20 protein-coding genes and 1 tRNA gene are annotated in these 22,158 nt (G+C 72.5%); 12 read left to right on the plus strand and 9 right to left on the minus strand.

Features of this window, described 5'->3' with window-relative positions:
• Window positions 1-137 precede the first annotated feature (137 nt).
• Window positions 138-542 (plus strand): hypothetical protein, encoded by a 405-nt coding sequence (locus C8054_RS19145; protein WP_107158179.1) that lies wholly within the window; start codon window positions 138-140, stop codon window positions 540-542.
• On the opposite strand, the gene C8054_RS19150 is transcribed toward C8054_RS19145, so the two are convergent.
• From C8054_RS19150 to C8054_RS19165, 4 genes are all read right to left on the minus strand, one after another.
• Window positions 510-1,112 (minus strand): hypothetical protein, encoded by a 603-nt coding sequence (locus C8054_RS19150; RefSeq protein WP_107158239.1) that lies wholly within the window; start codon window positions 1,110-1,112, stop codon window positions 510-512. The two genes, C8054_RS19145 and C8054_RS19150, sit on opposite strands and share 33 nt — an antisense overlap.
• An 89-nt stretch (window positions 1,113-1,201) precedes the next feature.
• A complete protein-coding gene (locus C8054_RS19155; protein ID WP_107158180.1) occupies window positions 1,202-2,008 on the minus strand; it encodes a WecB/TagA/CpsF family glycosyltransferase in 807 nt (268 codons plus the stop codon).
• Window positions 2,005-3,114, minus strand: a complete 1,110-nt coding sequence (locus tag C8054_RS19160) for an NAD-dependent epimerase/dehydratase family protein (protein ID WP_199199842.1) — start codon at window positions 3,112-3,114, stop codon at window positions 2,005-2,007. Before C8054_RS19160 ends, C8054_RS19155 begins: the two co-directional genes overlap by 4 nt.
• Window positions 3,115-3,185: 71 nt before the next feature.
• Window positions 3,186-3,271, minus strand: a tRNA-Leu gene (locus C8054_RS19165).
• 209 nt (window positions 3,272-3,480) lie between these two features.
• Here C8054_RS19165 and C8054_RS19170 point away from each other — a divergent pair.
• Genes C8054_RS19170 through pknB form a run of 7 tightly spaced genes read left to right on the plus strand, consistent with a single transcriptional unit; the run spans window position 3,481 to window position 12,440 of the window.
• Entirely contained in the window at window positions 3,481-4,284 is an 804-nt protein-coding gene (locus C8054_RS19170; RefSeq protein ID WP_107158181.1) for a DUF3662 and FHA domain-containing protein, read from the plus strand.
• A gap of 6 nt (window positions 4,285-4,290) precedes the next feature.
• The gene (locus C8054_RS19175; RefSeq protein WP_107158182.1) at window positions 4,291-4,785 is read left to right on the plus strand and encodes an FHA domain-containing protein; all 495 of its coding nucleotides are present in this window, start codon (window positions 4,291-4,293) and stop codon (window positions 4,783-4,785) included.
• A complete protein-coding gene (locus C8054_RS19180) occupies window positions 4,782-6,227 on the plus strand; it encodes a PP2C family serine/threonine-protein phosphatase (RefSeq protein WP_107158183.1) in 1,446 nt (481 codons plus the stop codon). The genes C8054_RS19175 and C8054_RS19180 overlap by 4 nt, the downstream gene beginning before the upstream one ends.
• A gap of 28 nt (window positions 6,228-6,255) precedes the next feature.
• The gene (locus C8054_RS19185) at window positions 6,256-7,746 is read left to right on the plus strand and encodes an FtsW/RodA/SpoVE family cell cycle protein (protein WP_107158184.1); all 1,491 of its coding nucleotides are present in this window, start codon (window positions 6,256-6,258) and stop codon (window positions 7,744-7,746) included.
• Window positions 7,743-9,248, plus strand: a complete 1,506-nt coding sequence (locus tag C8054_RS19190) for a penicillin-binding protein 2 (RefSeq protein ID WP_107158185.1) — start codon at window positions 7,743-7,745, stop codon at window positions 9,246-9,248. The genes C8054_RS19185 and C8054_RS19190 overlap by 4 nt, the downstream gene beginning before the upstream one ends.
• 1 nt (window position 9,249) lies before the next feature.
• A complete protein-coding gene (locus C8054_RS19195; protein ID WP_107158186.1) occupies window positions 9,250-10,626 on the plus strand; it encodes a serine/threonine-protein kinase in 1,377 nt (458 codons plus the stop codon).
• Window positions 10,623-12,440 carry a Stk1 family PASTA domain-containing Ser/Thr kinase gene (gene pknB, locus C8054_RS19200; protein ID WP_107158187.1) on the plus strand — a complete coding sequence of 606 codons (1,818 nt, stop codon included), beginning with the start codon at window positions 10,623-10,625 and terminating at the stop codon, window positions 12,438-12,440. Before C8054_RS19195 ends, pknB begins: the two co-directional genes overlap by 4 nt.
• Window positions 12,441-12,528: 88 nt before the next feature.
• Here pknB and C8054_RS19205 read toward each other — a convergent pair whose 3' ends face one another.
• The 4 genes from C8054_RS19205 to C8054_RS19220 are packed head-to-tail and all read right to left on the minus strand — an operon-like array spanning window position 12,529 to window position 16,051.
• Window positions 12,529-13,179 (minus strand): aminodeoxychorismate/anthranilate synthase component II, encoded by a 651-nt coding sequence (locus C8054_RS19205; protein WP_107158241.1) that lies wholly within the window; start codon window positions 13,177-13,179, stop codon window positions 12,529-12,531.
• A 5-nt stretch (window positions 13,180-13,184) separates the two neighbouring features.
• The gene (locus tag C8054_RS19210) at window positions 13,185-13,469 is read right to left on the minus strand and encodes a hypothetical protein (RefSeq protein WP_107158188.1); all 285 of its coding nucleotides are present in this window, start codon (window positions 13,467-13,469) and stop codon (window positions 13,185-13,187) included.
• A gap of 3 nt (window positions 13,470-13,472) precedes the next feature.
• Window positions 13,473-15,248: a class E sortase gene (locus C8054_RS32825; protein ID WP_233219722.1), complete on the minus strand. Its 1,776-nt coding sequence runs from the start codon at window positions 15,246-15,248 to the stop codon at window positions 13,473-13,475.
• Window positions 15,245-16,051, minus strand: a complete 807-nt coding sequence (locus C8054_RS19220; protein WP_107158189.1) for a DUF881 domain-containing protein — start codon at window positions 16,049-16,051, stop codon at window positions 15,245-15,247. Before C8054_RS19220 ends, C8054_RS32825 begins: the two co-directional genes overlap by 4 nt.
• Before the next feature lie 231 nt (window positions 16,052-16,282).
• On the opposite strand from C8054_RS19220, the gene C8054_RS19225 reads away from it, so the two are divergent.
• Window positions 16,283-16,546: a cell division protein CrgA gene (locus C8054_RS19225; RefSeq protein WP_107158190.1), complete on the plus strand. Its 264-nt coding sequence runs from the start codon at window positions 16,283-16,285 to the stop codon at window positions 16,544-16,546.
• Window positions 16,547-16,722: 176 nt separating this feature from the next.
• Window positions 16,723-18,921 (plus strand): (Fe-S)-binding protein, encoded by a 2,199-nt coding sequence (locus tag C8054_RS19230; RefSeq protein ID WP_107158191.1) that lies wholly within the window; start codon window positions 16,723-16,725, stop codon window positions 18,919-18,921.
• 65 nt (window positions 18,922-18,986) lie between these two features.
• Here C8054_RS19230 and C8054_RS19235 read toward each other — a convergent pair whose 3' ends face one another.
• A complete protein-coding gene (locus tag C8054_RS19235) occupies window positions 18,987-19,658 on the minus strand; it encodes a GPP34 family phosphoprotein (protein ID WP_233219723.1) in 672 nt (223 codons plus the stop codon).
• Window positions 19,659-19,740: 82 nt separating this feature from the next.
• On the opposite strand from C8054_RS19235, the gene C8054_RS19240 reads away from it, so the two are divergent.
• Both C8054_RS19240 and C8054_RS19245 read left to right on the plus strand, forming a co-directional pair.
• The gene (locus C8054_RS19240; protein WP_107158193.1) at window positions 19,741-21,048 is read left to right on the plus strand and encodes a hemolysin family protein; all 1,308 of its coding nucleotides are present in this window, start codon (window positions 19,741-19,743) and stop codon (window positions 21,046-21,048) included.
• Window positions 21,041-22,045, plus strand: coding sequence for a hemolysin family protein (locus C8054_RS19245; protein WP_107158194.1), 1,005 nt, complete (start codon window positions 21,041-21,043; stop codon window positions 22,043-22,045). Before C8054_RS19240 ends, C8054_RS19245 begins: the two co-directional genes overlap by 8 nt.
• The last annotated feature ends 113 nt before the right edge of the window (window positions 22,046-22,158 follow it).

Raw genomic sequence — 22,158 nt, forward strand, 5'->3', positions numbered from 1 at the left:
AAACGGTCCCGCCCGCCAGCGTCGTCGGGCGGGACCGTTCCACGTCCACCGGCCGCCGACGCCGGGCACCCGTCGCCTGTTCCGTTCCGCCTCGTTGAACCGCACGGATCGGCAACCGAACGAGGCAGGCGAGACTGATGACGACGATCGGTTCAGAGAATCTCACCAACGGCCCGGGCAAGCCCGAGCGGTTCGGTGGCAAGTACCGTGGGGCCCGCCGGGACACCGTCCTGACCGAGGTGGTCTCCACCGACGGCGAGGACCTCGCCGCCCGGGACGCGGGCGTGCCGGAGCCGTCCGCGTCGACGCTCTCCCTGCCGTCGCTGGACCCGAACCCGCTGACCGAGCCGTCGTTCCCGCCCAGCGGGTGGCCGATGGAGCAGCAGGAGTCCCTGGTGGACCACCCGCTGCTGCGCGGGCTGCTGCTGGAACTGCCGCCCAAGGGGAGCGTGCCCCCGCCCGGCTGGCTGGACCGCTGGTTCGAAGCGACCCGGGCGATCCTCGAACTGCTATACGTGCAGGGCACCGGCCGGACGCGTTGACACCGCGGTCGCCCGGGGCATAGCCCGCTCGACGAGCCGGTTGTGCCGCAGCGCGTGGCGTACCCCGATCGCGGCCACGCCGAGCACCGCGACGGTGATCGCCGGGCCGGCCACCCCCGGCGCGGCGAACAGGTCGACCCCGGCGGCCGGCAGCATGGCCACCAGCGCCGCGAGCGCGGTCGCCTGGATCGGGAGCACGATCAGCGGGTGCGCGGCGGCGGCCCGCAGCCCGTGCGGCGCCGGGGTGCCCGGCGCCGCCGTGAAGGCGCTCGCGCCGGCCCGCAGCCGCCGGAGCCGGCGTACCGTGCAGACCGCGACGAGAGCCGCCGGTGCCGCCGCGACCGCGAGCCCGGCGGCGGCCCGGTCGAGCGCCGTGTCGCCGCCACTCTGCAGGCCCGCGACGAGGACCGCCGCGGTGAGCGTGAGGCCGGTCAGCACCAGCGCGGACAACCATCCGGTACGCCGGCGCAGCGCGCGGGCGCGGCGCAGCCCGGGCAGGCCCTCCGCGACCAGGCCGGCGGCCAGCCAGACGGCGGCGACGGGGAGCAGCAGGGCGAGACGGTCATCCATGGCCCCAGCCTTGCCCAGTTCGACGTCCACCGAATCCGGGACCGCACCCCGGTCGACCCGGAACGTCGTCCCGTAGGGGGCGGGCCGGATCAGACGTCGAAGGTGGACGGACGCCCGGTGGCCGGTGCCGGCGGGGTGGCCTTCCACAGGCCGGTCTTCTGCGCCGCGAGCCGGGCCAGGTAGGCCGGGTTGAGGATGACGTACCGGCGCCACAGCCGCTTCGGCTCCAGGCCGAGCCGCCAGAACCACTCCAGCCCGGCGCGCTGCATCCACGGCGGCGGGTTGCGCAGCAGGCCGGCGTGGTAGTCGAACGCCGCGCCGACCGCCATCAGCGGCATGTCCAGCAGCGGTCGCATGGCGTACGCGAAGACCTCCTGGCGGGGGCAGCCCAGCCCGACCAGGACGAGGCGCGCGCCACTGCTCCGGATCCGGTCGGCGATCTCGGCGTCCTCGCCCGGCTGGACGGCCCGGAACTTGGACGCCTCGACGCCGGCGATCTTCAGCGCCGGGAACTTGCGCTCCAGCGCCGGGATCAGCCGGGACAGCGTCTCCTCGGTGGAGCCGTAGAGGTAGACCGGCAGCCCTTCGTCGGCGAACCGGGCGAGCACCCGCAGGGTCAGCTCCGGCCCGTAGACGCGGTCGGTGAGGCCGGCGCCGTGCAGCAGGTTGAGCGCCCAGCGCACCGGCTGGCCGTCCGGGGTGACCACGTCGAACGCGTTGAGCCGGGCGTTGTGCGCCGGATCGAGCACCCCGGTCATCACGCCGTGCACGGCCAACGCGGTCAGCGCCAGGGGGCGGCGTTCCCGGGCGGCGTCGACCACCGCCTCGGTGGCCCGGGCGTAGTCGGTCGCGTCGACGCCGACGCCGAGCACGTTGCGCTTCGTGCCGCCGCTCATGCCTGCGGCACCCACTTGTCGACGTTCGCCTCGTGGATCTCGCGGAGGATCATCGGCACGTCGTAGGTGATCTTCCAGGCCGGGTAGTGCTCCTCGAACCGGGCCATGCTGCTGACGTACCACTGGTGGTCGCCGGTGCGGGCCTGCTCGACGTAGTTGATCCGCGCCTCGCGGCCGGTGATCTCCTGGGCGATCCGGAACGCCTCGATGTGCGAGGTGTTCGAGTGCCGGCCACCGCCGAGGTTGTAGACCTGGGCGGAACGGGGCTCCCGGAAGAACGCCTCGAACGCGGTGAGCACGTCGTGGGAGTGGATCGCGTCCCGGACCATCTTCCCCTTGTAGCCGAAGAGGTTGTACGTCCGGCCCTCCATCACGCACCGCATCAGGTAGGCGAGGAAGCCGTGCAGCTCGGCCGCGGAGTGCGCCGGGCCGGTCAGCGTGCCGCCCCGGAAACAGGCGGTCTTCATGTCGAAGTACCGGCCGTACTCCTGGACCATCACGTCCGAGGCCACCTTCGAGGCGCCGAAGATCGAGTGCAGCGACTCGTCGATCGACATGTCCTCGGTGATGCCGCCGTACCAGTGGTGGTCCTCGGGCAGCTCGTAGCGCGTCTCCAGCTCGATCAGCGGGAGCGAGTTCGGCCGGTCGCCGTAGACCTTGTTTGTGGAACAGTGGATGAACGGCGCGTCGATCGCGTGCCGCCGGGTGTTCTCCAGCACGTTGAGCGTGCCGCCGGCGTTCACGTCGAAGTCGGTGAACGGCTCCTTGGCGGCCCAGTCGTGGCTCGGCTGGGCGGCGCTGTGGATCACCACGGCGATGTCCCGGCCGTAGCGGGTGAAGACCCGCTCCAGGCCGTCCCGGTCCCGGATGTCCACGGCGTGGTGGGTGTACGCGGAGCCGAGGTCGGCGGCGAGCCGGTCGAGGCTCCACGCGGTCGAGCCGTCCTCGCCGAAGAAGTACCGCCGCATGTCGTTGTCGATGCCGACCACGTCGAGACCGAGGCCGGCGAAGTGCCGGGCCGCCTCGGAGCCGATCAGACCGCCGGAACCGGTCACCAACGCGACACTCACACGCCACTCCTGGTCCATGGGAGGCAGGGAAACCATCGGAGCATAGCGTGACGTCCGGTACGCCCCGATACGGCGCGAGGGCCCCGCAGCCTGCGGAGCCCTCGTTCTGGTGGGGATGGGGGGAGTTGAACCCCCACGTCCTTTCGGACACACGGACCTGAACCGTGCGCGTCTGCCATTCCGCCACATCCCCGTGGCACGACCCGGAACACCATATCGCATCCCTCGCCCGTCATCTGCGGCGGGTGTCGGGACCTATTACGCTGTCCACTGGTCACGCCACGAGCGATCACCGCCCGTGGCGGGCGAAACTTTAGCACGTCCGCGGGCCTGGTCACGAACGGGTCGACGGTAGCCGGCCGAGCGGCGTGTGAGCTGCGGAGGCGGTGTCCGGATACCATCATTGCCTCGGGACCCGAGGAGGAGCCGGTGAGCGTGCTGCAACGCTTCGAGAAGCGTCTGGAAGGCCTGGTCGAGGGGGCCTTCGCCAAGGTCTTCAAAGGGGTGGTCCACCCCGTGGAGATCCTCAACGCCATGCAGCGGGAGGCCGAGGCGCACAAGGCGATCCTGGCCGGTGGGCGCACGTTGGTGCCCAACCGCTACGTGATCGATCTCTCGCCGTACGACCACAGTCGGTTGGCGCCGTACGCCGCCGCGCTGGCCCAGGAGCTGGCCCAGTCGCAGGCGGAGTTCATCGGCGAGCAGGCCTGGACGGTCTACGGCGACGTGATCGTCGAGGTCGAACGCGGTGAGGGGCTGGACACCGGCATGTTCCGGGTCACCGCCGAGGTCTACACCGGTGGCGACGTCGCGCCGGTCTCCGCGCCGGGTGGCTACGACCAGGGTGGCTACGACGCCGGCCCGGCGTACCCGGCCTACGACCAGGGTGGCGGCTACGGTCCGCCGCCCGGCCACGGCGGCGGTCGCAACGTCCGCCTGGTCTCCGGCGACGGGCGCACCTACCCGCTCCAGATGGGCTCGACCGTGATCGGTCGCGGTGACCAGGCCAACCTACGTCTGCCCGACGTCGGCATCTCCCGGCGCCACGCCCGGCTGGACTTCGACGGCGGCCAGGTCGTGCTGACCGACCTCGGCTCCACGAACGGCACGATGGTCAACGGCCAGCGGGTCTCGGCGGTCGCCCTCAACCCGGGCGACATGATCCAGCTCGGCACCACGACGCTGACCTTCCGCGTGGACGGCTGATCCCCGTTGCCGGAGCTCGTCATCACCGTCGCCCGGTTCGGGTTCCTCATCCTGCTGTGGATCTTCGTCTTCACGGTGGTCGGTGTGATCCGCCGGGACCTCTTCGCCGGGGCCCGGTCGAGTCGCCTGGTGGCCGCGCCACGCGGGGTCGGCGCGTCGACCAACCAGCCCGCCCCGCCCGGCAAGCCGGCGAAGGCCAAGCGGGGCCGCGCCGCCCACCAGATGGTGGTCACCGCCGGTCAACTCGCCGGCACCCGGATCACGCTGGGGGAAGCGCAGATCACCATCGGTCGGGCGGAGGACTCGACGCTGGTGATCACCGACGACTACGCCTCGGCGCGACACGCCCGGCTCGTGCCGCGTGACGGGCAGTGGTACGTCGAGGACCTCGGATCAACTAACGGCACCTACCTGGATCGCGCTAAGGTCACCGGACCAACCCCCGTCCCCCTCGGCGTGCCGATCCGGATCGGCCGCACTTCCCTCGAATTACGGCCATGACTCTGACCCTGCGCTACGCGGCCCACAGTGACCGCGGTCTGATCCGAGACGGTAATCAGGATTCCGTCTACGCCGGACCGCGGCTGCTCGCCGTTGCCGACGGCATGGGCGGCATGGCCGCCGGTGACGTCGCCAGCAACATCGTCATCGGTGCCATGGCGCCGCTCGACGAGGACGTCCCCGGTGACGCCCTGGTCGACGCGCTCCGATCCGCCGTGGGCACCGCCAACCAGCAACTCCGCGACACCGTGGACGCCAACCCGCAGCTGGAGGGGATGGGCACGACGCTCACCGCGACCCTCTTCTCCGGCAGCAAGCTCGGCATGGTCCACATCGGTGACTCGCGGGCCTACCTCCTGCGCAACGGCGAGTTCGCGCAGATCACCAAGGACGACACCTACGTCCAGATGCTCGTCGACGAGGGCCGGATCAGCGCCGAGGAGGCGAGCAGCCACCCCCAGCGCTCGCTGCTCACCCGCGCGCTCGACGGCCGGGACATCGACCCGGAGTACAGCGTCCGCCAGGTGCTGCCCGGCGACCGGTACCTGATCTGCTCCGACGGCCTCTCCGGCGTGGTCAGCGCGGACACCATCGGCGACACCCTGCGCGAGTACCCCGACCCGCAGCAGTGCGTGGAACGGCTGGTGCAGCTCGCGCTGCGCGGCGGCGGTCCGGACAACATCACGGTGATCATCGCCGACGCGACCGACCAGGACATCGTCGAGGCGTCCCCGATCGTCGGCGGCGCCGCCGCCCGGGACCGGGGCATGGCGACATCGGCCGACGACTCCACCCCGGCGGCCCGCGCCTCGGCGCTGTCCGCGCCCCGGGCGCCCGTGCCCGAGGAGCCGGCCGACAACCGCGACGACGAGCCCGAGCCGCGTCGGCGACGGCCACTGCGGACCGTGGCCATGGCGCTCGCGCTGGCGGTCATCGTCGGCGGCGCCGTCTTCGGCGGCTGGACGTACACCCAGCGGCAGTACTACGTCGGGGCCACCGACGACGGTCAGCTCGCGGTGTTCCGTGGGGTGCCCGGCCAGGTCGCCGGCCTCGACCTGTCGGACGTGCACGCCCGCAGCGAGTCCCGGCTCGACGACCTGACCCTGGCCGCCCAGGAGCGGGTGAAGCAGGGCATCCAGGCCAAGAGCGAGCCGGACGCCGAGCGTCGACTGGCGGAACTGACCAGCGACGACCCGGCCAACCCGAACCTCAAGCCGCTCTGCCCGCCGAGTCCGGCGCCCGGCACGGCACCGGCCACGCCCAGCCCGACGCCGGTGGCGACGGCCGGTGCGCTGTCCCCGGCGGCCACCGGCAGCGCCGTTCCGCCGACCCCGTCGCCCGGCCCGCCGACGCCCACACCGACGTTGACCATCACGCCCGACGCCGTAGTCTCCGACACCGTTCCGCCGGCCGATCCCGCCGGTTGCCGGTCGCCGGAGTGAGCGCCGGCTCGATCCCGAGGACGCATCCGTGACCGCAGCCGCCGCACCGGCCGCCTCGCCCGCTTCGACGGGCGAGCAGTCCGGCGTACGCCTGGCCCGGTCCCGGCGTAACGCCGAGCTGTCCCTGCTCCTGCTCGCCATGGTGCTGGTGGCGGCGTACGCGGCGATGATCGAGGCCAAGGCGCTGGACACCATCACCTCGGATTTCTGGGTTCCGGCCGCCGCGCTGGGGCTGGTCTTCCTGGGTCTGCACCTGGTGATCCGGTGGCTGGCGCCATACGCCGATCCGGCGCTGCTGCCGGCGGTGGCGCTGCTCAACGGCATCGGGGTCGGCTTCCTGCGTCGCTACGACCTGGCCCAGGCCGCGCCGGCGGAGCGGGCCGACCTGGCCATCTTCGCCGGCACCGGGGGCCGGCAACTGGCGTGGACGCTGGCCGCGGTGGCGCTCGCGGCCGGGCTGCTGGCGATCCTGCGCGACCACCGCACGCTCTCCCGGTACGCGTACACACTGGGGCTGGCCGGCATCGTGCTGGTGATGATCCCGGCGGTGCTGCCCGGCCGGTTCTCCGAGATCAACGGCGCCAAGCTGTGGATCCGGGTCGGCGGGTTCCAGATCCAGCCGGGTGAGTTCGCCAAGCTCGCGCTGCTCACGTTCTTCGCGTACTACCTGGTGCGCAAGCGGGAGGTGCTGTCGCTGGCCAGCCGGCGGGTGCTCGGCATCGACTTCCCGCGCGGCCGGGACCTCGGCCCGGTGCTCGTGGTCTGGCTGGTCAGCATCCTGGTCCTGGTCTTCGAGAAGGACCTGGGCACCTCGCTGCTCTACTTCGGCATGTTCGTGGTGACGCTCTACGTCGCCACCGAGCGGGTGAGCTGGCTGCTCATCGGTCTGATCCTGTTCTTCGGCGGCGCCTACCTGGCCTACCTGCTGGGCAGCACCGTGGGTGGCCCGTTCGCCAACTTCTACGACCGGGCGCAGATCTGGCTCGACCCGTTCGCCGAGCCGTACGACCGCGGCTACCAGCTCGTCCAGGGCCTGCTCACGCTCGGCACCGGCGGTCTGTTCGGGGCCGGGCCGGGCGGCGGCCAGCCGACGCTGCTGCCCGAGGTGCAGACCGACTTCATCTTCGCCGGTATCGGTGAGGAGATCGGCCTGTTCGGTCTCTCCGCGCTGCTCGTGGTCTACCTGCTGATCGTCGAGCGGGGCCTGCGGGCCGCGCTGGCGGTGCGCGACTCGTTCGGCAAGCTGCTCGCCGGCGGCCTGGCGTTCACGCTGGGCCTCCAGGTCTTCGTCATCGTCGGCGGGATCAGCAAGCTCATCCCGCTGACCGGCCAGACCACGCCGTTCCTGTCCGCCGGTGGTTCCTCGCTGATGGCGAACTGGCTGCTGATCGCCGTGCTGCTGCGGGTCTCCGACGGTGCCCGCCGGCCGGTCACCGGCGGTCGCGGCCCGGCGGCCCGGCCCGGCGGGGGCGCGCCCGACCAGCTGCACGGTGCTCCCACGGAGGTGATCCGGCCGTGAACGCACCCCTGCGCCGCGTCGGTGTGGTCGTCATGATCCTGTTCGGCCTGCTCTTCGCGAACCTGAACTGGATCCAGGCCTACAAGGCCGACGAGTACCGCACCAGCGACTACAACGGCCGGGTCCAGGTCGCCGAGTACGACCGCAAGCGCGGCAACATCGAGGTCGGCGGCACCGCGTACGCGCTCAGCAAGGAGACCGGCGGGGAGCTGAAGTACCTGCGCACCTACCCCCAGGGGGAGATGTACGCGCACGTGCTCGGCTGGAAGCCGGTGAACGGCAGCGCGAGCGGCATCGAGCGGGTGGAGAACGACTTCCTCGCCGGCACCAGCGACGCGCTCATCGCCAGCCGGATCAAGGACATGTTCACCGGGGACGAGACCGGTGGCGGCAACGTGTTGCTGACCCTCTCCAAGCGGGCCCAGGAGACGGCGTTCAAGCAGCTCAACGACAACGAGGTCGGGGCGAAGAAGGGCGCGGCCGTCGCGATCGACCCGCGTACCGGCGCGGTGCAGGCGCTGGTCTCCATGCCGAGCTTCGACCCGAATCCGCTGGCCAGCCACTCCAGCACGGAGGCCGACCGGGCCTACAACGCGTTGGAGAAGGACAAGGACCGGCCGCTGGCCAACCGTGCGCTCGCCGAGGTGCTGCCCCCGGGCTCCACCTTCAAGGTCGTCATGGCCGCCGCAGCGCTGGAGAACGGCGTCGGCCAGCAGACGCAGATCCCGGCCGGACCGAGCTACACCGCACCGGGCGCCGGCGTACCGATCAAGAACGCGGCGCCGTCGATCTGCCCCGAGTCCGAGGTGACGCTGCGGGACGCGGTGACCGAGTCCTGCAACACCGGCTTCGCCCAGCTCGGCGTGCGGCTCGGCGCGGAGAAGGTCAAGGAGAAGGCGAAGCAGTTCGGCTTCGAGCAGGAGGACCTCACGGTCGGCCAGAACGGTGACGGCGGCCTGCCGGTCGCGGCCAGCCGCACCGGTGACATGCAGAACCCGGACGGCAGCACCGACCAGGCCGCGCTGGCCCAGTCGTCGATCGGCCAGAACAACGTGCGGATGACGCCGTTGCAGGGCGCGCTGATCGCCGCCGCGGTGGCCAACAACGGCAGCCAGATGCGCCCGTACCTGGTCAAGCAGCTGCTCGGGCCGGACCGCACCACGGTCTACGACGCGGCCAAGCCGCGTGAGCTGCGCCGCCCGGTCAGCAGTCAGGTCTCCGCCGACCTGCGTTCGATGATGCAGAACGTGGTGAAGGAGGGCACCGGCCGCCGGGCCGCCATCGACGGGTACGTGGTCGGCGGCAAGACCGGCACCGCGCAGTCCGGCCCGAACACGCCGGACCACGGCTGGTTCATCGGCTTCGCGATGGACAAGGACGGCACGCCGCTCTCCGCGGTCTGCGTCGAGCTGGAGCAGGCCGGCAGCGGCGGCAGCGCGGAGGCGGCCCGGATCGCCGGCCGCATCATGGCGGCGGCCATCGCGGACTCCGGGAGGCGCTGACGTGCTGAGCCCGGGGGTGCAGCTCGGCAACCGCTACCGTCTCGACGAGCGGATCGCCAGCGGTGGCATGGGTGACGTCTGGCGCGGCACCGACCAGGTGCTGGGCCGGACGGTCGCGGTCAAGAGCCTGCTGCCCGCGTTGCTCGACGAGCCGGGCTTCGCCGAGCGGTTCCGGGGCGAGGCGCGGACCATGGCCACCATCAACCACCCCGGCGTGGTCGACGTCTACGACTTCGGCAGCGACCAGCACATCGCGTTCCTGGTCATGGAATACGTGGAGGGCGACGCGCTCTCCGCCACGCTCGGCCGGGTCGGCCGGCTCACCCCGGCCCGCACCATGGCGTTGCTGGCCCAGGCCGCCGACGCGTTGCATGCCGCACACGAGAAGGGCATCGTGCACCGCGACGTGAAGCCGGGCAACCTGCTGGTCCGGCCGAACGGCACGCTGGTGCTCACCGACTTCGGCATCGCCCGGTCGGAGCTGGTCGGCCAGCTCACCGCCGCCGGCTCGGTGCTCGGCACCGCCTCCTACATCTCGCCCGAGCAGGCCACCGGCGCGGTCGCCACCCCTGCCTCCGACGTGTACGCGCTCGGCGTGGTCGCGTACCAGTGCCTGGCCGGCCGGCGGCCGTTCGAGGGCGACAACCCGCTCGAGATCGCCATGAAGCACGTGCGGGACACGCCCCGCGCGCTCCCCGCCGACATCCCGCCGCAGGTGCGGGCGATCGTCGAGCGGGCCATGGCGAAGGACCCGACGGCCCGCTGGTCGAGTGCCGCCGCGTTGGCCGGGGTCGCCCGGCAGGCCAAGCAGACACTCTCCCAGCAGGCGCGCGGCGGGCGGCCGATCTCCGGCGTACCGGCCTCGCCGGCCGCACCGGTCGCGCGGGCGCAGGTGCCGAACGCCGCGCCCCGCCCGCAGCCCCGCCCCCCGGTGACGCCGCCCCGCCCCCCGGTGACGCCGGCCCGCCCACCGGCGGCGCCGCGCCCGACCATCGTCGCGCACCCGGCTCCGCAGGCCCGCCCGCCGGTGGGTCCGCGCGGCGCGGCACCCGTCCCGCACCCACGACCCCCGCACAACCCGCTGGGGTACGCTCGTCCGCCCGTCGCGCCCCGGCCGGCGCCCCGCCGCTCCCGGTCCGGGCTCTGGACGACCGCGATTCTGGTGGCGGTGCTGGTCATCCTCTGCTCGGGCGTGATCTCGTTCTGGTACCGGAAGTACGGTTCGGCCGCCCCCGGTCCGGCGAGTGTGAGCGTGACCTCCGGCGCGGTGCGCGCGTACGGGGGCGACTATCCGGTCCGCACGTCGTACCGTCGTGAGGTACGCCTCCAGCCGGCCGGCGGCGGTACGACGACGAGCGAAGGACGAGAGACGCGATGACAGCGCAGGCCCGCCTGCTCGGTGGCAGGTACCAGGTCGGCGAGCTGCTGGGCTACGGCGGCATGGCGGAGGTGCACCGCGGTCGCGATCTCCGGCTCGGGCGGGACGTCGCGATCAAGATGCTTCGTGCCGACCTGGCCCGCGACGCGACGTTCCAGATGCGGTTCCGCCGGGAGGCCCAGAACGCCGCCTCGCTCAACCACCCGGCCATCGTCGCCGTCTACGACACCGGCGAGGAGACCGCCCCGACCGGCGAGACGCTGCCGTTCATCGTGATGGAGTTCGTCAACGGGCGGACCCTGAAGGAGGTCCTCGGCGTCGAGGGGCGGCTCCAGCCGCGCCGGGCGCTGGAGATCTGCGCCGACATGTGTGCGGCGTTGGAGTTCAGCCACCGGCACGGCATCATCCACCGGGACATCAAGCCCGGCAACGTGATGCTCACCCAGACCGGCCAGGTCAAGGTGATGGACTTCGGCATCGCCCGCGCGCTGGCCAGCGGCGCCACCACGATGACGCAGACCAGCGCGGTCATCGGCACCGCGCAATATCTCTCCCCGGAGCAGGCGCGCGGCGAGGCGGTCGACGCCCGCTCCGACGTCTACGCGGCCGGCTGCGTGCTGTTCGAGCTGCTCTGCGGGCATCCGCCGTTCGTCGGGGACAGCCCGGTCAGCGTCGCCTACCAGCACGTACGCGAGCAGCCGCCGACGCCGAGCACGATCAACCCGGACGTCAATCCCGCGGTCGACGCCATCGTGCTCAAGGCGCTCTCCAAGAACCCGCTCAACCGCTACCAGAGCGCCGGTGAGATGCGGGCGGACCTGCTCCGCGCCGCGGCCGGCCGGCCGGTGCTGGCCACCCCGGTGATGCCGGCCGAGGAGACCATGCCGATGGCGGCCGCCGCGGGCGGCTACCAGGCGGCGCAGCAGACCCAGATGATGGGCCCGCAGACCCGCCAGCAGCCGCCGGCCCGGGTCGGGGATCCGCGCAAGCGCCGGAGTTCCTCCTGGGTCATCGCCACGTTCGCCGCGCTCGGCGTGCTCGCGGTGATCGCGCTGGGCACCGCGCTCTGGCTCAACCAGGCCGGCAACGAGAAGGTCTCCGTCCCGCAGTTGGGTGATCGGACCCAGGCCGACGCGCAGGCCGCGCTCACCCAGGCCGGGTTGCGGTTCGTCCCCGGCACGCCGGTGAAGAACGCCGATTGCAAGAAGGGCACTGTGGTGGGGCAGAACCCCGGGCCGGGCCTCCGGGTGGACAAGAACACCCCGGTCACGGTGCAGGTCTGCGCCGGCCCGGACGACGTCACCATCCCGCAGAGCCTGGTGGGTGGCACCTACACCAGCGTGAAGGGCCAACTGGAGGGCCTGGGGCTGACCGTCGAACGCAAGGAAGTCACCAGCGGTGCCCCGCAGGACCAGGTCACCAAGGTGACGCCCAAGGAGGGCAGCACCGTGCCCCCGAACACCAAGGTGACGCTCGAAGTGTCCAAGGGCAACCTCAACGAGGTGCCGGACGTTCGTGGCTACACCGAGGACCAGGCGAAGAAGCGGTTGGAGGACGCCGGCTACGACGTCGAGGTCCGGGACGGCAAAGAGGTCGATCCGGCCCAGGCGGGCAAGGTGAGCAGCCAGTCCCCGTCCCCCGGCAAGAAGCTGGCCAAGGGCGAGACCGTGACCATCGCGGTCGACGTGCCGATCGAGGAGCAGAGCGAGAGCCCGTCGCCGAGCCCGACACCGACCGCGTCGCCGAGCACCCCGGGTGCCGGTGGCGGTGGCGGCTTCCCGATCCCGTCGATCCCACCGACGCGCGAACGCTGACCTGTGCTCCGGGGCGCGGCCCCGGCGGCGGAGACCACGGACGTGGCGGTGCCCCACGGGGGCGCCGCCACGTGACGTGTCCGGAGGGTCAGGCGGTGGCGAACGCGGCCCGGCGTCGTGCGTCGACCTCGGCGGCCAGCTCCGGGGCCCGCTCCCGCGCCTCCGGATGGCCGCAGGCGGCCAGCCAGTTCGCCAGCATGAGGTGACCGCCCTCGGTCAGCACCGACTCGGGGTGGAACTGGACGCCCTCGACCGGGAGCGTGCGGTGCCGCATCGCCATCACCACGCCGGAGGCGGTCCAGCCGGTGACCTCCAGCTCGTCGGGGAGCGTCTCGGGCAGCACGGCGAGCGAGTGGTAGCGGGTGGCGGTGAACGGGTCGGGCAGGCCGGCGAGCACGCCGTCGCCGCGGTGGCGCACCTCGGAGGTCTTGCCGTGCAGCAGCTCCGGCGCGCGGGTCACGGTCGCGCCGAACGCCGCGCCGATGGCCTGGTGGCCGAGGCAGACGCCGAGGATGGGAAGCCGGTCGGCGTACTCGCGGATCACGTCCAGGCAGATGCCGGCGCGGTCCGGGCGGCCCGGACCGGGCGACAGCAGGACGCCGACCGCCCCGACCCGGCCCACCTCGGCGACGTCGATCTCGTCGTTGCGGCGGACCTCGCAGTCCGCGCCGAGCTGGCCGAGATACTGCACGAGGTTGAAGACGAACGAGTCGTGGTTGTCGATCACCAGGACGCGCATCGGGGTCACCCGCCCGGGGCGGTGGGCGGGGCGTTGTTCGTCTCGGTGCTGTAGGGGAGTTCCTCGTCCTGGTCGGGCTGCCCGCTCGGGTCGGTGAGGCCGCCGCCGGGGGCGTCACCGGGCACGCCGGAGTCCTGCGTGACCTGCACGTCGTCGAAGGGCAGCAGCGGCTCGGCCCACGGGAAGACCACGAACCAGAGCAGGGCCACGGTGGCGGTGGCCAGCAGCACCGACCCGACCAGCTTGCCGGGCAGGCCCAGGGGCAGCTTCCGCCAGATCCACGCGTACACGGTTCAGCCCTCCAGCTCGGCCGGTCGGCCCGTCGACTTGGCCTGGGCCCGGTCGAATCGGGCGTGGATGATCAGCCGCTGGTAGTTGTCGAACTTGGGGTTGCAGGTGGTCAGCGTGAGCAGCTTCTCGGTGGCCCGGCCGCCCGGCTTGCCCGGCACCGGCGCGACCACCTCGACCTGGGACGGCTTGACGATGCGCTGCTGGTAGACCCGGTAGACCAGCCACTCGCCCTTGGTCTCGACCACGATGGCGTCGCCGGAGGACAGCTCGTCCAGCCGCCAGAACGTGGACCGGATGCGGTGCCCGGCGACGGAGAAGTTGCCCACCTCGCCGGGCATGGCGCTGTCCGGGTAGTGGCCCGGGGCGTACCGGATGTCGTCCGGCGTGACGCCCTCGACCACCACCCAGTGCTTGTCGAGCTTCGGGATGTAGAGGCCGGCGACCGGCTTGCCCTCGGCCGGCGGTTTCGGTTTCGTGCTCGGGCCGGGGGTCGGGCCGACCGTCGGGTCCGCCGCCCACTCCTGGGCGAGCTGACCGGTCAGGTCGTTCTGGTGGGCGTCGACGATGACCGACTTGCCCCAGATCTCGTAGCCGGCGAAGAGGAGCACCACCAGGCCGAAGGTGATCAGCAGTTCGCCCGCGCCACGGACCGCCGTGCGCAGCCGGGAGCCGGTGGTGGGCCGCGTCAGCTCGGAGTAGACGCTTCGGTATCCCTCGCCGGTCTGTTCCGGTCGGAGCTGCACCACCCGCTCGCCGCGCCGGGGCCGTGGCGGCTCGGCGGGCGGCTCGCCGTCGTCGCCGCCGGGGTCCGGCGCCGGGGGCACCGCGCCCATCAGGCCGGTGGCGTCCGACCGGGGGTCGGCCGGTCGGCGGGTGACGGCGGGCAGCACCGCTGTCGCGCCGGGGTCGGCCGGCGGGGCCGGGTCCGGGCCGCGACCGGTCGGGCCACCCGACCGGGGTACGCCGTGCCGTTCGGGTCCGGCAGCGTGCCGCTCCGGTCCGCCGGGGTGCCGTTCGGGTCCGGCGGCGTGCCGCTCGGGACCACTGACGTGTCGCTCGGGTCTGCCGGGGTGCCGCTCGGGTGCGCCGGTGTGCTGCTGGGTTGCGGTGGAGCGCCGCTCGGGCCGGCCGGCCACCGGCGGGATGAAGTCGGTCGGCTCGTCACCCGGCGCGGCCGGTCGCACGCCCGCACCGGACGCTCTGCCGGCACCGGGCATCCCGCCGGGACGGCCGGCCGGGGCGTCGGAGGGGTCCAGGCCGGCGCGGCGGCCGTAGGGAGCCTCGGCGGACGGGCGGGAGTGCGCTCCCCGACCCGGCGGGTCGAACCGCCGGGGGTCGGTGGGAGCCGTCGGACCGGCGTACCGCCGGCTGTCGACGCCGGGCCTCTCCGCGGTTCGGCCGGCCGGCGTACCGCCGGGCGGTGGGGCGCCGAGCCCGTTGCGGCCTTCCGGCGACCGCCCCTCGGGGGCGGCGGCGGGCCGGCCGGGTCGGCGGGACGGCGGGTACGCCTCGGCGCGCGAGGCAGCGGCGGGCGGGCGGGCCGCATTGCCCGGCCAGGCCGGCGGTGGGTCGGCGGAGCGGGCGGCCGGCGGGGTGACCGGGCGGGCGGTGGGGCCGCGCCGTGCCGGGGCGGAGTGGGCCGGGCCGTCGTCCGGCCACGGCAGGTCGACCCGGGCCGGGGCGGGCGCGGGGCGCTCGACCTTCCGGAGGAACGCGGTCGGCTCCTCCGATCCGGCGCGACGGCGGTCGTCGCGTTCCCGGGGTTCGTCGCCGGTCACCGGGGCACCGTCGCCGATTGCAGCGCGGTGGAGTCCTCGAACGCCGGCACCGTCACGGTGGAGGTCTGCTCGCTGTAGCCGAGTTGGTAGTGGTCGGCCACTTCCTTGAACACCCGGACTCCCTCGGACGCGGCGAGCGCCCGCTGGAACTGGGCGGGGTCACCGATGGCCACGATCTTGAAAGGAGGGGAGTAAACCCGGCCGTGCAGCAGCAGGGTGTTACCGACGCAGCGTACCGCGCTGGTGCTGAGCACGCGGACGTTCATGATTGACATGGCCTCCGCGCCTCCGGCCCACAGCGCGTTCACCACCGCCTGCACGTCGCCCTGGTGCACGACCAGGTCGTCGTTGCTCGCGCCCTTGGGCAGCGGCTGGCCGGGGCCCCAGTCGGCGTCGTTCAGCTCGATCGTGATGCCGCTGCCGGTGAGCGCGGTGAACCCGGCGGCCTGCCGGATCGCGGCGGCCCGGTCCCGCTGCGTCTTCACCGGCCCGTCGGTGCCGGCCAGCGCCTCGGTCTGCTCCTCGACCTCGTCGCGCAGCCGCGCGGCCTTCGCCTCGCTGGCCGCGACCTGCTCGCGGCGGTCCTCGATGAGCTGGGTGAGCTGGGGCCGCCGGTCCTCGCGCAGCGGGGTGCCGCCGGCGGTGGTCGCGGTGGTGGTGAACAGCAGCCCGGCCGCGGCGGCGATCAGCGGTACGCCGATCGACCAGCCGGGGCGGCGCTGGCGTGCCCGCCGGGGCAGCAGACCGGCGACCGCGCGGCGAAGGACCTTCTGCCAGGAGGCGGCGCCGGACGTGTACTCCACCGGGCGTTCCCTTTCCCGTCGTCTCGTTCCGGCCCGCGCCGATGCGAACCGACCTGCTCGACCCGAAAAGTCCGCTCTTTTCGGTAACTCCGTGCACCGGCCCGACCCCATTCGTGGCCTGGACGGTCCGTCGGGACTACGCTAGCTGTCGACACATTATTGGCCATGGACCGTCGCCCCCGCGCCCGGTTGTCAGGCCGGACGAGGTCGTACCCCCCTCTGGAGAGCGTCGTGCCCAAGTCTCAGGTCCGCAAGAAGAAGGTGTACACCCCGCCGACGGACGTCCGTCCGACGGCGACGGCGTCGACGCGCAAGCCTAGCCCGATCTGGCTGCCTGTCACCGCCGTCGCGCTGATCGTGGTGGGCATCGCCTGGCTGGTGGTCTACTACCTTTCCGAGCAGGCGTATCCGGTCGCCTCGTGGAACTACTGGAACCTCGCGGTGGGCTTCGGCGCGATGGTCTCCTCGCTGATCCTGCTCTCCCGCTGGCGCTGACCGGCTGGTTTTCACCTCGCACACGTCACGCCACGCCGCCCCTGCCCGGCGCCTGGGCGCCGGCCCACCTAAGGTGTCCGCAGGGCGGCGTGGCCGATGCGAGAAGACTCACGTTACTGCTGAGTAACCTTCCGCGTAGGCTGCACTGACAAGCAGCAGACCGGGAGGCCAACTCGATGGGCAGCGTCCAGATCGTCACCACGATCCTCGCGGCCGCCATCACCGCGGTGGCGGTGTGGCTTGCGGTACGCGCGGTCATGAAGATGACGGCCGTCATCCGGCTCGGGCAGCCCGCGCCCGAGCGGTTCGCCGACAAGGGCGCGCGCACCACCAAGATGCTGGTGGAGACCGCCGGCCACACCCGCATGCTCAAGTGGAGTGTGGTCGGGGCCGCCCACTGGTTCGTGATGGTCGGCTTCATCGTGCTGTCGCTGCTGGTGCTGGAGGCCTACTTCGAGGTGGTCTCGACCGGCGGCGGGCTGCCGATCGTCGGGCACTGGACCGTCTTCGGGCTGGTCACCGAGTGGATCGGCATCCTCGGTCTGGTCGGCATCCTGGTGCTGATGGCGATCCGGCTGCGCAACCGGCCCAACCGGCCGGAGAACCGCTCCCGCTTCACCGGCTCGACGATGTGGCAGGGCTACTTCGTCGAGTGGGTCGTGCTGCTGGTCCTGATCTTCGGCTTCGTCATCCGAGGCTTCAAGGTCGCCACCGACCACTTCGAGTACCCGGTCTGGGCCACCCCGCTCAGCCACGCGGTCGGTTCGGTGCTCCCCGACTGGGAGGCCGGCGTCAGCGTGGCCGCCCTCATCAAGATCGTCATCTCGATGACCTGGCTCATCGTGATCTCGCTGAACGTCACCATGGGTGTCGCCTGGCACCGCTTCCTGGCCTTCCCCAACATCTTCTTCAAGCGCGATCCGCAGAAGGCGGCCGGCTCCGGCCTGGGCCCGCTGCGGCCGATGACGAGCGAGGGCAAGCCGCTCGACTTCGAGGAGGCCGACCCGGAGAAGGACCAGTTCGGTGTGGCCCAGGTCGAGCAGTTCACCTGGAAGGGCCTGCTCGACTTCAGCACCTGCACCGAGTGCGGCCGCTGCCAGTCGCAGTGCCCGGCCTGGAACACCGGCAAGCCGCTGTCGCCGAAGCTGCTGGTGCTGAGCCTGCGCGACCACGCGTACGCCAAGGCGCCCTACCTGCTGGCCGGCGGCGGCAAGGACCTGACCGGCGAGGAGAAGGCCACCGAGGCGCAGCTCGCCCACATGGACGTGCTGGCCTTGGCCGAGGCCGACCGGCCGCTGATCGGCACCGCCGAGGAAGGCGGCGTCATCGACCCGGACGTGCTCTGGTCCTGCACCACCTGCGGCGCCTGCGTCGAGCAGTGCCCGGTGGACATCGAGCACGTCGACCACATCGTCGACATGCGCCGCTACCAGGTGCTGATCGAGTCGAGCTTCCCGTCCGAGGCCGGCGTGATGCTGCGCAACCTGGAGAACAAGGGCAACCCGTGGGGCGCGCCGCAGAACACCCGCGAGGACTGGACCAAGGGGCTCGACTTCGAGGTGCCCCGGGTCGGCGAGGTCGACGACTTCGAGTACCTCTTCTGGGTCGGCTGCGCCGGCGCGTTCGAGGACCGGGCCAAGAAGACCACCCGGGCGGTCGCCACGCTGCTGAACGAGGCCGGCGTCAGCTTCGCCATCCTCGGTGAGGGCGAGACCTGCTCCGGTGACCCGGCCCGCCGGATCGGCAACGAGTTCGTGTTCCAGATGCTCGCCCAGCAGAACGTGGAGACGCTGAACGAGGCGTTCGACGGCCGGGAGAAGAGCAAGCGGAAGATCGTCGCCACCTGCCCGCACTGCTTCAACACGCTCGGCAACGAGTACGGCCAGCTCGGCGGCGAGTTCGAGGTGGTGCACCACACCCAGCTGCTGGCCCACCTGGTCAGCGCCGGCAAGCTCACGCCGGTGCAGCCGGTCGACGGTGGCGTCACCTACCACGACCCCTGCTACCTCGGCCGGCACAACCGGATCTTCGCCGCGCCCCGCGAGGTGCTCGGCGACTCGATGCAGGGCGAGCTGACCGAGATGCCGCGCAACAGCGAGCGCTCCTTCTGCTGCGGCGCCGGTGGCGCCCGGATGTGGATGGAGGAGAAGATCGGCAAGCGGATCAACGTGGACCGGGTCGAGGAGGCCATGTCCACCGGCGCGAAGACCATCGCGGTCGGCTGCCCGTTCTGCTCGACGATGCTCAACGACGGGGTGAACGGCAAGGGCGCCGGCGAGGACGTCGAGGTGGTCGACGTGGCGAGCGTGCTGCTGCGCTCGGTCAAGCCGGAAGCGCCGGCCGGCGAGAAGGAGACCGCGCCGGCGGCCGGCTGAGGCGTACCCCGGCACGAGCCGGACCACGACGGCGGCGGCACCCGGGCGGTGCCGCCGCCGTCGTCTCAGCTCGCTGTGGTGACCGCGATGGCGGCCGTGGTGGTGGTCGCGATCATCACCGCCGCCTGCATCTCCTCGATCGCCTTCTTCGTCGCGGCGGAGGCCCAGTCCCCGGCGGCGATCTCGGCCAGCCGGGCCTTGACCCGCTCCTTCGGCAGCTCGCGGAAGAGCTTCCGGTCCAGACCGACCGCGCCGGTCAGGGTGAGCAGCGCCGCGGTCCGCGCGTCGACCGGGCCGTCGCCGACCAGCGCGTCCACCATCCGCTGCCGGGCCGCGGTCTCCGCCGCCGGCTCCGCGCCGGTCGGCGAGGGATAGCGGGTACGCGGAAAGACCAGCAGCACCCGGTCGGACTCCCGACGCAGCACCCCGGCGTCGACCAGCCCGTCGAGCACCCGGTCCGGCAGCCCTTTGGCCAGCTTGCCGATCCAGTCCTTCGGCGTGCGGGGCCGCCCGTCCCCGACGGTGGCCAGCGCCTCGTCGAGCAGCGGTACGCCGGTCGGGGTCGGATCGGCCACCACCAGTCGCTTGTCCGTGACCTCCACCCGGCGGGCCAGCGCCAGCTCCAGCAGCACCGCGCCGGCGAGGCCGTAGTCGAGGTGCGGGCGGCCGAGCCGGTTCGCGCCGGCATCGTCGTAGGCGAGCAGGACCAGTTCGTCGGTGAGCAGCAGACCGTGCATATCCGCCACGCTACGGGTGGCGCGCCATCCCCGCCCGCGTGCCACAATCACGCCCATCGACGGCCTTTTCGTTCTGACGCTGTTGCCCCTGGTCGGCTTCGTGCTGCTGACCGCGGGCAACGCCTTCTTCGTCGCGGCCGAGTTCGCCCTGGTCACGGTGGACCGGGCGGAGATCGACAGGCGGGCCGGCGAGGGGGACGCCCGGGCCGCCACGGTCCGCCGTGCGCTGCGTGACCTGTCCTTCCAGCTCTCCGGCGCGCAGCTCGGCATCACCATCACCGCGCTGCTCACCGGCTACCTGGCCGAGCCCGCCCTGGCCCGGCTCGTCGCGCCGGTGCTGCGCCCGTTCGGCGGGGCGGACCACCTCTCCGGCCTGCTCGCCCTGGCGCTGGCCACGCTGCTCTCGATGCTCTTCGGTGAGCTGGTGCCGAAGAACCTCGCGCTGGCCCGGCCGATGCCGGCGGCGCTGGCCACCGCCGCGCCGATGCGCGCCTTCTCCCGCACCTTCGGCTGGCTGATCCGGCTGCTCAACGACTCCGCCAACCGGTTGGTCCGCCGGCTCGGCGTGGAGCCGCAGGAGGAGCTGGCCAGCGCCCGTTCACCGGAGGAGCTGGGGCTGCTGGCCGCGATCTCGGCGCGGGCCGGCGCGCTGCCACCGGACACCGCGATGCTGCTGCGACGCACCATCCGGTTCGGCGACAAGCGGGCCGCCGAGGCGATGACCCCCCGGGTGGACGTGATCGCGTTGCGCGCCACCGCCTCCGTCGCCGAGCTGCTCGATCTGTCCCGGCGGACCGGCCGCACCCGGTTCCCGGTGTACGAGGAGACGCTCGACCTGGTCACCGGTGTCGTCGGGGTGCCCGACGCGCTCGGGGTGCCGCTGGCCCGGCGGGCCGCCACCACCGTCGCCTCGGTCGCCCGGGAACCGGTGTACGTGCCGGAGAGCCTGGACCTGGACGGCGTGCTGGCCGCGCTGAAGGACGCCGGCGCGGACCTGGCCATCGTGGTCGACGAGTACGGAGGCACGGACGGCGTGGTGACCGTGGAGGACCTGGTCGAGGAGCTGGTCGGGGAGATCGCCGACGAGTTCGATCCGGCTGCGGTGGACGACCTCGGGCCGGCGGAGCTGACCGTGCCGGGCGGGGAACGAACCGTCCTGGTCGACGGCCTGCTGCGCGCCGACGAGCTGGTCGAGCAGACCGGTTTCCGGCTGCCCGAGGGGCCGTACGAGACGTTGGGCGGGTTCCTGATGGCCCGCCTCGGGCACATCCCGGTCGCCGGCGAGACGGTCGACGAGGCGGGCTACGAGTTCACCGTGGTGGAGGTGGACCGGCACCGGATCGAGCAGGTCCGCGTGTTGCGTCCCGAGGAGCCCGAAGACGGTGCCTGAGCTGCTGGTGGCCCTGGTGTTGCTGCTCGGCAACGCCTTCTTCGTGGGCAGCGAGTTCGCGTTGATCGCGTCCCGCCGGACGGTGATCGAACCGCTGGCGGCGACGTCGAAGCGGGCCCGCTGGGCGCTGTCCGCGATGAACCAGATCCCGCTGATGATCGCCGGCGCGCAGCTCGGCATCACGGTCTGTTCGCTCGGTCTGGGCGCGATCGCCGAGCCGGCGTTGGCGCACCTGCTGGAGGTGCCCTTCACCGCGGTCGGGCTGCCCGCCTCGGCGGTGCACCCGGTGGCGTTCGTGATCGCGCTGGCCGTGGTGGTGTTCCTGCACACAGTGGTCGGCGAGATGGTGCCGAAGAACATCACGCTGGCCGGCCCGGAGCCGTCGGCGCTCTGGCTCGGCCCGGCGATGCTCGCGTTCTGCCTGGCCACGAAGCCGCTGCTGCTGGCGATGAAGTGGTCGGCCCGGCAGGTGCTGCGGTGGTGGCGGGTGGAGGCGACGGACGCGGTGAAGACCGTGTTCACCGCCGAGGAACTGGCCGGCCTGGTCTCCCAGGCTCGCACCGAGGGGCTGCTGGACGCCGAGGAGCACGCCCGGATCACCGGTGCGCTCGCCCTGCACAGCCGTACCGCCGCTGACGCCTTGCAGCCGTGGTCGACGGTGACCACGGTGGCGGAGGACGTCTCACCGGCCTCGCTGGAGGTGCTGGCGACCCGCACCGGTCGGTCCCGGTTCCCGGTGGTGCAGCGGGCCACCCGCCGGGTGCTCGGCTTCGTGCACGTCAAGGACGTGCTCGGGTACGCCGGCGCGAGCCGACGGGCCCCGGTGCCGGCCGAGGTCTACCGGCCGCTGGCGGTGGTGCCCCCGGACCGTACGCTCGCCGATCTGCTGCTGGCCATGCGGCGGGAGCGCCGGCACATGGTGCTGGTCAGCGACGGTCGACGGCCCCTCGGTGTGGTGACGCTCGACGACGTATTGACGGCCATTGTCGGCACGTGAATGAATACCCTTGGTGTGCAAGCGATTGCGGACGCGTGATTGAACAGACGGCCGCCTTGATTCCACCCCGGTGCCTTCCCTAATGTGATGCACCGACCGCCGTGGGTCGTCCG

The sequence above is a fragment of the Micromonospora sp. RP3T genome, assembly GCF_003027925.1.
Lineage (GTDB): Bacteria > Actinomycetota > Actinomycetes > Mycobacteriales > Micromonosporaceae > Micromonospora.